This window comes from Luteimonas sp. AC640a, assembly GCF_979256585.1.
The window spans coordinates 130,827-143,745 of record NZ_CEEDOV010000005.1 but is presented as its reverse complement, the minus strand read 5'-3'; the positions used below and the strand labels follow the sequence as shown (position 1 = coordinate 143,745).

The 12,919-nt window shown below is 66.0% G+C and carries 9 protein-coding genes; 1 reads left to right on the top strand and 8 read right to left on the bottom strand.

Going from position 1 to position 12,919, the window contains the following annotated elements:
• Positions 1-327: 327 nt before the first annotated feature.
• Complete coding sequence (gene fabV, locus ACZ9YD_RS03510; RefSeq protein ID WP_465073757.1) at positions 328-1,539, bottom strand: enoyl-ACP reductase FabV; 1,212 nt, start codon at positions 1,537-1,539, stop codon at positions 328-330.
• Between the two features lie 175 nt (positions 1,540-1,714).
• Between fabV and ACZ9YD_RS03505 the strand changes: the two genes are divergently transcribed.
• A complete protein-coding gene (locus tag ACZ9YD_RS03505) occupies positions 1,715-2,263 on the top strand; it encodes a cytochrome b (RefSeq protein ID WP_465073756.1) in 549 nt (182 codons plus the stop codon).
• A gap of 44 nt (positions 2,264-2,307) precedes the next feature.
• Here ACZ9YD_RS03505 and asnB read toward each other — a convergent pair whose 3' ends face one another.
• The 7 genes from asnB to infB all read right to left on the bottom strand — a co-directional run bounded on the left by asnB (position 2,308) and on the right by infB (position 12,824).
• Complete coding sequence (gene asnB, locus ACZ9YD_RS03500; RefSeq protein ID WP_465073755.1) at positions 2,308-4,017, bottom strand: asparagine synthase B; 1,710 nt, start codon at positions 4,015-4,017, stop codon at positions 2,308-2,310.
• A 313-nt stretch (positions 4,018-4,330) separates the two neighbouring features.
• Positions 4,331-5,740, bottom strand: coding sequence for a C4-dicarboxylate transporter DctA (gene dctA / locus ACZ9YD_RS03495; RefSeq protein ID WP_465073754.1), 1,410 nt, complete (start codon positions 5,738-5,740; stop codon positions 4,331-4,333).
• 296 nt (positions 5,741-6,036) lie between these two features.
• A complete protein-coding gene (pnp, locus tag ACZ9YD_RS03490; RefSeq protein ID WP_465073753.1) occupies positions 6,037-8,145 on the bottom strand; it encodes a polyribonucleotide nucleotidyltransferase in 2,109 nt (702 codons plus the stop codon).
• Positions 8,146-8,265: 120 nt separating this feature from the next.
• A complete protein-coding gene (rpsO, locus tag ACZ9YD_RS03485) occupies positions 8,266-8,532 on the bottom strand; it encodes a 30S ribosomal protein S15 (RefSeq protein WP_465073752.1) in 267 nt (88 codons plus the stop codon).
• A gap of 154 nt (positions 8,533-8,686) precedes the next feature.
• Positions 8,687-9,673: a tRNA pseudouridine(55) synthase TruB gene (truB, locus tag ACZ9YD_RS03480; protein WP_465073750.1), complete on the bottom strand. Its 987-nt coding sequence runs from the start codon at positions 9,671-9,673 to the stop codon at positions 8,687-8,689.
• 52 nt (positions 9,674-9,725) lie between these two features.
• Positions 9,726-10,088 (bottom strand): 30S ribosome-binding factor RbfA, encoded by a 363-nt coding sequence (gene rbfA / locus ACZ9YD_RS03475; RefSeq protein WP_465073749.1) that lies wholly within the window; start codon positions 10,086-10,088, stop codon positions 9,726-9,728.
• A 126-nt stretch (positions 10,089-10,214) separates the two neighbouring features.
• On the bottom strand, positions 10,215-12,824 hold the full coding sequence (gene infB, locus ACZ9YD_RS03470; RefSeq protein ID WP_465073747.1) for a translation initiation factor IF-2: 2,610 nt from the start codon (positions 12,822-12,824) through the stop codon (positions 10,215-10,217).
• Positions 12,825-12,919: the final 95 nt, after the last annotated feature.

Sequence of the window (12,919 nt, the reverse complement as noted above, 5' to 3'; positions counted from 1 at the left end):
CCTCCGCTCCTCGCCTGACGCGGCACGCAGCCCAAACTCGCTGCGCTCAGACATGGGCTGCTCTTCGGCCACGCCAGACTCCGGTGCTCGGCTCTCTTTACGGCTCGATTCAAGTCAAAGGCTGGAAGCCAAAGCCAAAGCCAAAGCCAAAGCCAACGGCAAAGGCAAAGGCAAAGGCAAAAAGCGAAGCGAAATTTCCATCGGATCCACCCCTGCAACAGCGCATCCAACGCATTGCCAGCACGTACCCTGCGTCGCCACGATGACGCAGACCCACCAAAGAAAAAGCCCCGCATGCGCGGGGCTCTTCGGGGCGCGCGTACGCGATCAGTCCCGCAGTTCGATCACATCGAAGTCCGCCACCGGATCCACCTCGGCGTCGTAATCGACATCGCTGCGCTCGAAACCGAACAGCTTGAGGAACTCGTGTTTGTAGCCGGCGTAATCGGTCAGCGCGAACAGGTTCCCGGTGGTGATCTGCGGCCACAGCGCCTTGCACTGCGTCTGCACGTCGTCGCGCAGTTCCCAGTCGTCGAGACGCAGACGTGCTTCGTCGTCCACCTCGGGCCGTGCGCCGTCGGCGCGGTACATGCGCTCGCGGAACAGGCGGTCGAGCTGGTCGAGCGTGCCTTCGTGCAGGCCCTTTTCCTTCATGACCTTGAAGGCGATGGCGATGTACAGCGGCAGCACCGGAATCGCGGCACTGGCCTGGGTGACCACCGACTTGAGCACGGCGACGTTCGCGCTGCCGCCGGTCTCGGCGAGCTGCGCATCGATACGCCGGGCGGTCGCGTCGAGGTCGGCCTTGGCCTTGCCCAGCGCGCCGTGCCAGTAGATCGGCCATGTGATCTCGGTGCCGATGTAGCTGAAGGCGACCGTCTTCGCGCCGTCAGCCAGCACGCCGGCCTCGCGCAGCGCGTCGATCCACAGCCGCCAGTCTTCGCCACCCATCACGGTCACGGTGTCGGCGATCTCCTGCTCGGTCGCAGGCTCGATCGACGCTTCGATGATCTGGTCCTTGTTGGTGTCGATCGCGGTCGAGGTGTAAGCCTCACCGATCGGCTTGAGCGCAGAGCGCTTCACTTCGCCGGTGTCGGGCAGCTTGCGCACCGGCGAGGCCAGCGAATAGACGACCAGATCGACCTGGCCGCCCATCTCGTTCTTGATCAGATCGATCGCCTGCGCGCGCGCGGCGTCGGAGAACGCGTCACCGTTGATCGAGCGGCTGTAGAGGCCGGCTTCTTTCGCGTAGCGATCGAACGCGGCGGAGTTGTACCAGCCGGCGGTGCCGGGCTTCTTCTCGCTGCCGGGCTTTTCGAAGAACACGCCGAGCGTGTCGGCGCCGAAACCGAACGCCGCGCTGATGCGCGCCGCCAGGCCATAGCCGCTGGACGCACCGATCACCAGCACCTTCTTGGGACCGTCGGTGCGCACGCCGCGCGCCCGCGTGGCCGCGATCTGGTCGCGCACGTTGTGGTCGCAGCCGGTGGAATGCGTGGTGGTGCAGATGAAGCCGCGGACCTTGGGTTGGATGATCACTGTGCTGCCCGTGTGTATGGAAACGTGGCGCCCAGTTTACGGGCTGGGGTCGCTGCGGTCCCGTACGGGGGGCGATGGTGCGGCAACGCATGGATGGCGCCATCGCGCATCGACGATTGACAGCGCGCGGGTGCCCGGCTGAACTGTGCATCGGTTTTCCCCACTGGATGCACGCATGCCGTCTCGCTGGACCGATTCACCGCTGCGCTACGGCTTGGTCACGCGTGTGCTGCATTGGGGCATGGGCGCCCTCTTCGCCTGGCAGTTCGTCAGCATGGGCGTGAAGCTGACCCTGGGTCGCCATCCCTTGACTGCGTTTCTCGTTGGCTCGCACAAGCCGGTCGGCAGCGTACTGATGCTGCTGATCCTGCTGCGCGGCGCCTGGGGCCTGTCGCAGTGGCGCAAGCGCCCGCCGCATCCGGCGACGCTGGTCGGTCGGCTCGCACTCGCCGGTCATGCGCTGCTCTATGCGTTGATGTTCTATGTGCCGACCGTTGCGCTGATGCGCGAGTACGCCACTGGTCGCGGCTTCGCGCCGTGGGGCATTCGGCTGTTTCCCGCGACCGGCGAGAAGATCGACTGGCTGATGGCACCAGCCAATCTGTCGCACGGCGTCATCGCATGGACCCTGCTGGCGGTCGTCGTGGGACATGTCGCGATGGTCGCGCTGCATCACATCTACTGGCGCGATACAACGCTCGCGCGGATGGCGGGAAAGCTCTGAAGCCGGCGGCGGCAACCCCCGCGCACGCGAGGGAGGGCTTGCACTCAGGCCGCCACTGCCGCGTTGTGCACGCCAGCGACGGCACGTCCCGATGGATCGGCGGCCGTCGCGAATGCGGCGTCCCACGCGATTGCTGCAGGCGACGAACACGCGATGGATTTGCCACCCGGTACCGTCGCAGCCGCTGCGGGAGACGGGAACACACGTTCGAACACGCTGCGATAGAAATAGGCTTCTTTCGTCTGCGGCGGGTTGTGCGGAAAGCGGCTTGAGGCGGCCGCGAGTTCACGATCGCTGACCTGCGCTTCGGCATGCGCCTTGAGCCCGTCGATCCAGCCGTAGCCGACGCCGTCGCTGAACTGTTCCTTCTGCCGCCACAGGATCTCGTCGGGCAGATGGCCGTCGAACGCGGCGCGCAGCACGCCCTTCTCCATGCGCTGATACCCGTCGCTGCCGCGGTGGATCATCTTGTGCGCAGCATCGAAACGCATCGCCACGTCGAGGAACTCGCGGTCGAGGAACGGCACGCGCGGTTCCACGCCCCAGGCCATCATCGACTTGTTCGCGCGCAGGCAATCGTAGTTGTGCAAAGCGTCGAGCTTGCGCACCAGCTCCTCGTGGAACTGGCGCGCGTCGGGCGCTTTGTGGAAATACAGATAGCCGCCGAAGATCTCGTCGCTGCCTTCGCCAGACAGCACCATCTTCACGCCCATCGCCTTGATCCGGCGCGCGAGCAGGAACATCGGTGTCGACGCGCGGATCGTGGTCACGTCGAAGGTCTCGACGTGGCGGATCACGTCGGGAATCGCATCCAGGCCTTCTTCGAACGTGTATTCGAAACCGTGATGCACGGTGCCCAGCGACTCGGCGGCGATCGCCGCGGCTGCGAGATCTGGCGAACCCTTCAGGCCGATCGCGAACGAATGCAGGCGCGGCCACCAGGCCTCGCTGCGGTCGCCATCCTCGACGCGATGACGCGCATAGCGCGCGGCGACGGCCGCGACCAGTGACGAATCCAGACCACCCGACAGCAGCACGCCGTAAGGCACGTCGGTCATCAGCTGGCGATGCACCGCGGCCTCGAACGCTTCACGCACGTCGTCGAGCGACACGTCCACGCCTTCCACCGAGTTGAAGTCGCGCCACGGCCGCTTGTAGTACTGCGTGAGCACGCCGGTCGCGCTGTCGTACCAGTGACCGGGCGGGAACTGCGCGACATCCGCGCAGGTGTCGGCGAGCGCCTTCATCTCCGACGCGACACGCAGGCGGCCTTCGCGGTCGTGACCCCAGTACAGCGGCACCACGCCGATCGGATCGCGGGCGATGATCGCGCGACCGCTGTCGCGGTCCCATAGCGCGAACGCGAATATGCCGTTGAGCCGCTCGAGGAACGCGGACGGACCGCTGCCGTCGGCCTCGTGTTCGCGATACAGCGCGCTGACCACTTCGCAGTCCGATGCAGTCTGGAACCCATACGGCACGCGCAGTTCGGTCTTCAGCGTCTGGTGGTTGTAGATCTCGCCATTGACCGCGAGCACCAGCGCGCCATCCTCGGACAGCAGCGGCTGCGAGCCGCCCGCCGGGTCGACGATCGCGAGGCGTTCGTGCACGAGGATCGCGCGGTCGTCGACGTGCACGCCGCTCCAGTCGGGGCCGCGGTGGCGCTGGCGCTGCGAACACTCGAGCGCCTGCCGGCGGAGAGCGGTTGCGTCGTCGCCGGGTTGCAGGCCGAAGATGCCGAAGATCGAACACATGGTGGAGCTCCTGGGATGTCGTGGATCGCGATGTCGGTGGAGCCGGATGCGGGCACAAAAAAACCCGCATCGCGGCCGATGCGGGTTCGTGTTTCGGTGCCTGCGCGTCTCTGCTTACTGCTGCGCCAGCTCCCACACCCGCATCGGCCGCGCACGATTATTCGTGCGCAGTGCGTTGCGGTTGCGATTGTTGGCGGCGATGCGGGGCATGGACTGCAACCTAAAGGCTCTGCGGTGGACGCGCAACCGTTGCGTGCGCAACAGCTGCACCTGACCGGTCAACGCAACGCGGGTCGACCGGCGGCCATCGATCTCACCTGGCCGGCAGTGCATCGACGGGCACGCCGGCAGCCGCCTTGGCCTGCGCTTCGGCCGCCAGGCGGTCGGCATCGACCAGCGACGGATTGTCGAGCACCTCCGCCAGACGCGCGCGGTCCAACTGGCCGGTCCAGCGCGCCACCACAAGCGTGCCGATGCCATTGCCGGTGAGGTTGGTGAGCGCGCGGCCTTCGGACATGAAGCGGTCGATGCCCACAATCAACGCGATGCCCGCCAGCGGAATCACGCTCTCGAACGCCGCCAGAGACGCCGCCAGCGTCACCAGGCCCGCACCCGACACGCCGGCCGCGCCGTTGGACGAAATCAGCATGAACACCAGCAGCGCGATCTGCGTGCCCAGCGGCACTTCGATACCGAAGGCCTGGGCGATGAAGATTGCGCCCATCGACATGTAGATCGCGGTGCCGTCGAGGTTGAACGAATAGCCGGTGGGAATCGTCAGGCCGACGACCGACTTCGGCACGCCGGCCGCTTCGAGTTTCGCCAGCATGCGCGGCAGCACCGTCTCCGACGACGAGGTGCCGAGCACGATCAGCAGCTCGTCGCGGATCATGCGGATGTACTTGAAAATGTTGAAGCCCGACCACCAGCAGATCGGTCCCAGCACCAGGAACAGGAACAACAGACAGGTCAGCCAGAAACTCACCATGAAGTAGCCGAGCGAACCGAGGATCGCGCCGCCGTACTCGCCGATGGTGAAGGCCATGCCGCCCATCGCGCCCAGCGGGGCGAACCACATGACGATCTTGATGACGCCGAACATCACCTGGGCGATCGTGTCGAGCGCCGCGACCGCGGGCTTGCCGCGCTCGCCGAGCATCGAGATCGCGCAGGCGACGAGGATCGCCATCACCAGCACCTGGATCAACTGGCCCTCGACGAACGCTCCGAAGAACGAGCTGGGCACCAGATGCAGGATGAAGCCAGTCAGGCCTTCGCCTGCCGCCGCGCCCGCGCTGCTCAGCGTGCCTTCTGCCGCCGAGGCGTCGAAGGTGGCGATATCCAGTCCGAGCATGCGGCCCGGGCCCAGCAGGTTGATGACGACCAGGCCGATGCCCAGCGCGAACACCGTGGTGACGTTGAAGTAGATGACGGTCTTGAGGGCCAGGCCGCCGGCCTTGGCGAGATTGCCGAGTCCGGCGATGCCGACCGCAACGGTGGCGAAGATGGTCGGGGCGATCACCACCTTGACCAACTTGATGAAGAGATCGGCCAGCCATTTCATCTGCGCGCCGACTTCGGGCGCAAGTAGACCGATGGCGATGCCGGCCGCGATGCCGACCAACACCCAGAAATACAGGTGGTGCCACAGCTTCTTGCGCTGCAGCGCGGGCCCGGGAGTCGGGGCTTTGACGGCGTTCTGGGAGAGAGGTTCGGTCTGCATGCCGCAAGCCTGCCAGATGAACAACAAATGCAAACTCACACCATAGGACTAGGTGGCGCAGTCAGCTTTGTGCGAGAACTGCGCCAAACGGTGTTCTTGTGCGGGGATTTGCAGGCATCGCCCCATCGGGCGGTTGCGGAATAGATGCGTCTGAAATCTGAGAACGAGCAGCCCGCAGCTGTACGGTCGAAACCTGAAGTAGGGCTCGGGTCCCAACCGCTCCAACACAATTTCACGCTCCAACAAAAACGGGCCGCTTGCGCGGCCCGTTTTCTTGTTGCATGCGACGCTGGCGATTACTCGGCCGGCGTGCCTTCGCCTTCGGCGACGGCCTTCATCGACAGGCGGATGCGGCCCTGCTTGTCGACTTCCAGCACCTTGACCTTGACCACGTCGCCTTCCTTGAGCACGTCGCCGACCTTCTCGACACGCTCGTTGGAGATCTGCGACACGTGGACCAGACCGTCCTTGCCGGGGGAGATCGTCACGAATGCACCGAAGTCCATCAGCTTGACGACCTTGCCCTCGTAGATGCGGCCCGGCTCGACGTCCGACGTGATCTGCTCGATGCGTTCCTTCGCGGCCTGACCGGCGGCACCGTTGACCGACGCGATGGTGATCGTGCCGTCGTCCTGGATATCGATCTGGGTGCCGGTCTCCTTGGTGATCGCCTGGATGACCGAACCGCCCTTGCCGATGACTTCGCGGATCTTGTCGGGGTGGATCTTGATCGTGATCAGGCGCGGCGCGAACTCGCTGAGTTCGGTACGGGCCGTGGTCAGTGCGCTGCTCATCTCCTGGAGGATGTGCAGACGACCCTGCTTCGCCTGGGCCAGCGCGACCTTCATGATCTCTTCGGTGATGCCCTGGATCTTGATGTCCATCTGCAGCGCCGAGATGCCGTTCGTGGTGCCGGCGACCTTGAAGTCCATGTCGCCGAGGTGATCTTCGTCACCCAGGATGTCCGACAGCACGACGTAGTCGTCGCCTTCCTTGACCAGGCCCATCGCGATGCCGGCGACCGGCGCCTTGATCGGCACGCCCGCGTCCATCAGCGCCAGCGAGGAACCGCAGACCGACGCCATCGACGAGGAACCGTTCGACTCGGTGATCTCCGACACGACGCGGATGGTGTACGGGAACTCTTCCATCGTCGGCATCACGGCGAGCACGCCGCGCTTGGCCAGACGGCCGTGGCCGATCTCGCGACGCTTCGGACCCATCATGCGGCCGGCTTCGCCCACCGAGTACGGGGGGAAGTTGTAATGGAACAGGAAGTGCTCTTTGTACTCGCCGGCGACGGCGTCGATGATCTGGCCATCGCGCGCGGTGCCGAGGGTCACAGCGACGATCGCCTGCGTCTCGCCACGGGTGAACAGCGAGGAGCCGTGCACGCGCGGGAGGATGCTGACCTTGGATGCGATCGGACGCACGGTGTCGAGCGCGCGACCATCGATACGGACCTTGGTCTTGAGGACCGAGTCGCGCATCGTCTGGTATTCCTGCTCGCCGAATTCCTTCGACAGCTCGCTGTTCGACCAGGCGTTGGCTTCGGCGTGCGGCTGCACGGCTTCGAGGATCGCCTTCTTGACCTTGGAGATCGCGTCCTTGCGCTCGAGCTTGTCACGCACCTGGAACGCGCTGGCGAGCTGCTCACCCACGGCGGTGCGGATGGCCGAGATCAGGCCTTCGTTGGTGGCCGGGGCCGACCATTCCCACTTCGGCTTGCCGGCCTCACTGACGAGCTCGTTGATCGTTGCGATGGCGACCTGCATCTGCTGGTGGCCGAACATCACGGCGCCGAGCATCACGTCTTCCGACAGTTCCTTGGCTTCCGACTCGACCATCAGCACGGCGTTCGCGGTACCGGCGACGACGAGCTCGAGATCCGAATCCTTCAGCGCCGACACGGTCGGGTTCAGCAGGTACTGGCCGTCCTTGTAGCCGACCTTGGCGGCGCCGATCGGGCCGTCGAACGGCGCGCCCGACAGGGCCAGCGCAGCGGACGCACCGAGCAGAGCCAGGATGTCGCCGTCGACGTCCGGGTTCATCGACATCACGGTGGCGATGATCTGGACTTCGTTACGGAAGCCATCGGGGAACAGCGGACGGATCGGACGGTCGATCAGACGCGAGATCAGCGTCTCCTTTTCCGTGGCGCGACCTTCACGCTTGAAGAAGCCACCCGGGATGCGGCCGCCGGCGTAGAACTTCTCCTGGTAGTCGACGGTCAGCGGGAAGAAATCCTGGCCTTCGCGCGCGGTCTTGTTGGCGACCGCGGCGACCAGCACCTGGGTGCCATCGCAGGACACCATCACGGCGCCGCCGGCCTGGCGCGCAATCTCGCCGGTCTCGAGCGTCACCGTCTGGTTGCCGTACTGGAAGCTCTTTGTCACTTTTGCCACGTTGGAATTCCTTGATGTCTCTTGCGATGAACCGTCCGGGACCCATGCCCCGGCGGGCGGACGCTGCCCACGCCCTAAAAAGAACCGCGGCGCATTTCTGCGCCGCGGTGGGTATCGGGTTTAGCGACGCAGGCCAAGCTTCTGGATCAGGGCCTTGTAGCGATCTGCGTCCTTGCGGTGCAGATAGTCGAGCAGGCTGCGACGACGGTTGACCATCATCAGCAGGCCGCGGCGGCTGTGGTGATCCTTCTTGTGCGTCTTGAAGTGCTCGGTCAGATGCACGATGCGCGCGGTCAGCAGGGCGACCTGGACTTCCGGGGAGCCGGTGTCGTTCTCGCCGCGCTTGTGGTCTTCGATGATCTTGCCGTTGTCGATGGTGCTGGTCATTTCATGCTCTCTGGACGCGGGTCCCGCAGAAGACAGCGACGTGTCGTATGACCATCGCGTACCGCCCGGACCGCCTGTGGATGGATGCTGCAGTGTGCCTTGAAAAAGGCGGCGAAATTGTACCGCTGGGCGGACAACCGGACAAGGCAGCCGTTCAGGCCCCAGCGGCGTTCGGGTCGGCGCGGCGGAACATGCGTTGCGGTTTCAGGCGGCCGTCCTCCACCACCTGCCCCAGACCTTCGGCGCGACCGGCCGGCCCGATGATGGCCACCTCGCCCACCGGCGCGTACGGTCCCGGCACATCCTGGCCGTTCTGCAGCCGCGCGGCCTGGCGTACGTCGACGTGGACCTTCGGCCACGCCAGCATGCCGGCCTCGATCTCCAGCAGGCAGGCTTCGAGCTGCGATTCGCCGCGCGCAGCCAGCGCCTGCAGGTCCTCCAGCGTCCACATGCGCGGATCGCGGAAGGGATCGACCCAGAGCCGGCGCAGCTCGGCGACATGGGCGCCACAGCCCAGTAGTTCGCCCAGATCGCGGACCAGGCTGCGCACGTAGGTGCCCGAACCGCATTCGACGTGCAGCCGCAGCTGCGGCATGCCATCGGGTTCGAGCACGCCATCGAGCAGATCGGCGGCCGACTGCAGTTCGAACGCGTGGACGTCGACCGGGCGCACATCGACCTCGACCGCCTCGCCTCGCCGCGCCTTCGCATACAGGGGCTCGCCGCCGCGCTTGAGCGCGGAATAGATCGGCGGACGCTGCTGGATGCGACCGACCAGCTGGCCGAGCGCGGCATCTAGGGTCTCGAGAGTCAGCGCCGGGACGGGGCGCTCGCGCAGGATCTCGCCGTCTGCGTCGTCGGTATCGGTGACCTGACCGAGCCGGGCGACCGTAGTGTAGGCCTTGCGCGCGCCGAGCAGGCCGCCGGCGATCTTGGTCGCTTCGCCGAAACAGACCGGCAGCAGGCCGGTCGCCAGCGGATCGAGGCTGCCGGTATGGCCGCCCTTCTCGGCGCGGAACAGGTGCCGCACGCGCTGCAGCGCCTGGTTGGAACTCATGCCACGCGGCTTGTCGAGCAGCAGGATGCCGTCGAGCTTGCGGAACTTCGTGCGGGGCCGGTTGTGCTGGGTGCGACTCGTCATGGGCGGGCGCGTGGTTGAGCGTCTGCGATGCGGCTAAGGAACCGCGCCGGACTCACTCGGCCGGACGGCCGGTGTCGATGTCACGCAGCAGGTTGTCGATGCGTTCGCCGCGATCGACCGAATCGTCGTAGTGGAAATGCAGCTCCGGCACGTGGCGCAGCTTCACCGCGCGCGCGAGGCGGAAGCGGATCTCGTGCGCGACGGCCTTGAGGCCCTTCATCGCCTCGTCGGCGCGCTCGGACTGCAGCGCGGTCACGAAGACCTTGGCGTGGGCCATGTCGCGCGTGACCTCGACGTCGGACACGCTCACCGACGGCAGGCCGTGTTCGGAGACTGCCTCGCGCACGAGCGTTCCGAGCTCGCGACGGAGCTGGGCAGAGACGCGATCGGTACGGTGGAAGGATTTCGTGGCCACGGATTGGGAACCTGTTGCGATGGGGCGGAAGAAAGTCTGGAACGTGGCGAGTGAAACCGCCTTAGACGACGACGGCCGGGTCCGCGTGTACGGAGCCCGGCCGCCGGCATTGCATCCGGCGCGCCCTTACAGGGTGCGCTGGACCTCGATACGCTCGAAGCACTCGATCTGGTCACCCGGCTTGACGTCGTTGTAGGCCTTGACGCCGATGCCGCACTCGGTGCCGTTGCGCACTTCGTCGACGTTTTCCTTGAAGCGGCGCAGCGATTCCAGCTCGCCCTCGAAGATGACCGTGTTGTCGCGCAGCACGCGGATCGGCTTGCTGCGCTTGACCACACCCTCGATGACCATCGAGCCCGCGACCGCACCGAACTTGGAGCTGCGGAACACGTCGCGCACTTCGGCGGTACCGATGATCTCTTCGCGGATCTCCATGCCGAGGATGCCCGAGGCAACCTGCTTGACCTGGTCGATCACGTCGTAGATCACCGAGAAGTAGCGCAGATCCAGCGCGCTGTTCTCGATCACCTTGCGCGCCGACGCGTCGGCACGGACGTTGAAGCCGATGATCGTGGCCTTCGCCGCCGCCGCCGAATTGGCGTCCGACTCGGTGATGCCGCCGACGCCCGAGACGATGACGTTGATGCGGATCTGATCGTTCGACAGCGCGACCAGCGACTGCTTGAGCGCTTCGACCGAGCCCTGCACGTCCGCCTTGATGACCAGGTTGAGCGACAGCTGCTGCTCGGCCTGACCCATCTGCGCCATGATGTCTTCCATGCGGTTGCCCGCGGCCTGCACCAGGCGCGTTTCGCGGCGCTTGGTGTCGCGCTGCGAGGCCACGTCCTTGGCCAGACGCTCGTCGGCGACGACGACGAAATCGTCGCCCGCATCCGGCACGCCCGACAGACCCAGCACCTGCACCGGGATCGACGGACCCGCCGTCGGCACCTGGTTGCCGGTTTCGTCGAACAGCGCACGCACGCGGCCGTACTGCACGCCGCAGACGAGGTAATCGCCACGCGACAGCAGACCGTTCTGCACCAACACCGTCGCGACCGGGCCGCGGCCCTTGTCGAGCGAGGATTCGATGACCGTACCGCTCGCGCGGCCATCGGCCACGGCGCGCAACTCGAGGATTTCCGACTGCAGCGAAATCGCGTCGAGCAGATCGTCGACGCCGTCGCCGGTCTTGGCCGACAGTTCCACCATCTGGGTGTCGCCACCGAAGTCCTCGGCCACGATTTCGTGCTCGAGCAGTTCGTTCTTGACCCGCGACGGATCCGCGCCCGACTTGTCGATCTTGTTGATCGCCACGATCAGCGGCACCTTCGCCGCCTTCGCGTGCTTGATCGCCTCGACCGTCTGCGGCATGACGCCGTCGTCGGCCGCGACCACCAGGATCACGATGTCGGTGAGCTTGGCGCCGCGTGCGCGCATCGAGGTAAATGCCGCGTGACCCGGAGTGTCGAGGAAGCTGATGACGCCCTTGTCGGTTTCGACGTGGTACGCGCCGATGTGCTGGGTGATGCCACCCGCTTCCCCCGAGGCGATCTTGGTGCGACGGATGTAATCGAGCAGCGAGGTCTTGCCGTGATCGACGTGACCCATGATCGTGACGACCGGCGGACGCGCGACCAGGTCGCCCTGCGCCTCGCCCACATGTGCGATCAGCTCGCTTTCGGCGTCGTCAGCATCGGCGCGCACCGGAATGTGGCCGAGTTCCTCGACCGCAAGCGCGGCGGTGTCGTGATCGATCGACTGCGTGATGGTCGCCATGACGCCCATCTTGAACAGCGCCTTGACCACGTCGCCGCCCTTCATCGCGAGCTTCTGCGCGAGGTCGGCCACGGTGATGGCTTCGCCGATCGCGACTTCGCGCTGCATCGGCGCCGTCGGACGTTCGAAGCCGTGCGGACCGCCGCCACTGCGCGACGGCGCATTGCCACGACGCTGCGGGCCACCACGCTGCGGCTTGCCGCGCGTGTTGCTGGTGCTGCGACGGGCGCGATCGGACGCGCTGAGGTGCATCTGGCCGGCGAAGCGCGCGGTCTTGTCGTCATCCTCGACGCCACTGACCATCGCGTGCGAGCCGCGGTTGCCCTTGTGCTTGGCACCGGCAGGCGCATTGCGATCGTCGGCACGCGGCGGCGCAGGCGGCTTGTGGCCGTGACCGTGGGTGGCCGGCGGACGACGGGTCGCTTCGGCTTCTTCCGGCGGCGCGGCGGCAGCGGCCGCTGCGACCTGACGCAGACGCTCGGCTTCGGCTTCCGCTTCGCGCTTGCGCGCTTCGGCTTCGTCGGCGCGACGCTTGTCGCCCTCGGCCAGGCGCTGCTGCTCGGACAGGTTCTTCGCGCGCGACTCTTCGAGCTTGCGCAGGATCTCGGCGCGCTCGGCGTCCGGATCGACCGCACCGCCCGCGTTGGGGCTCAGCGTGACCTTCTTGCGCACGACGACGTCGACCGTCTGGCGGTTCTTGCCGCCACCGACCGTCAGTTCCTGCTTGCGGCTGCGGCTGAGCGTGATCTTCTTCGGCGCAGCGGTTTCCTCGGCCGGGTCTTCACCCTTGCCGTGCGCGCGCTTGAGGAAACCGAGCAGCTTGAGCTTCTCGGCACTGGTCACGCTCTGGTCGGGATCGCTGAACGGCATGCCCGCTTCGGACAGCTGTTCAAGCAGTTTCTCGACCGGCGTGTTCACCAGTGCGGCCAACTTGCGGATGGTGGTTTGTTGCGACATTCGTGATTCCGGTTCCTTGCGCGCCGCCGCGAGGTGCGGGGCGCAGTGGATTTGTCATTCTACCGCTGCATGGGATTCGTTCCGAACGGGATCGT

Bases quoted from the DNA above. Each gene is read 5' to 3' on its own strand.
- ACZ9YD_RS03505 (WP_465073756.1), top strand. From the start codon at position 1,715: ATGCCGTCTCGCTGGACCGATTCACCGCTGCGCTACGGCTTGGTCACG.
- asnB (WP_465073755.1), bottom strand. From the start codon at position 4,017: ATGTGTTCGATCTTCGGCATCTTCGGCCTGCAACCCGGCGACGACGCA.
- dctA (WP_465073754.1), bottom strand. From the start codon at position 5,740: ATGCAGACCGAACCTCTCTCCCAGAACGCCGTCAAAGCCCCGACTCCC.
- rpsO (WP_465073752.1), bottom strand. From the start codon at position 8,532: ATGACCAGCACCATCGACAACGGCAAGATCATCGAAGACCACAAGCGC.
- truB (WP_465073750.1), bottom strand. From the start codon at position 9,673: ATGACGAGTCGCACCCAGCACAACCGGCCCCGCACGAAGTTCCGCAAG.
- infB (WP_465073747.1), bottom strand. From the start codon at position 12,824: ATGTCGCAACAAACCACCATCCGCAAGTTGGCCGCACTGGTGAACACG.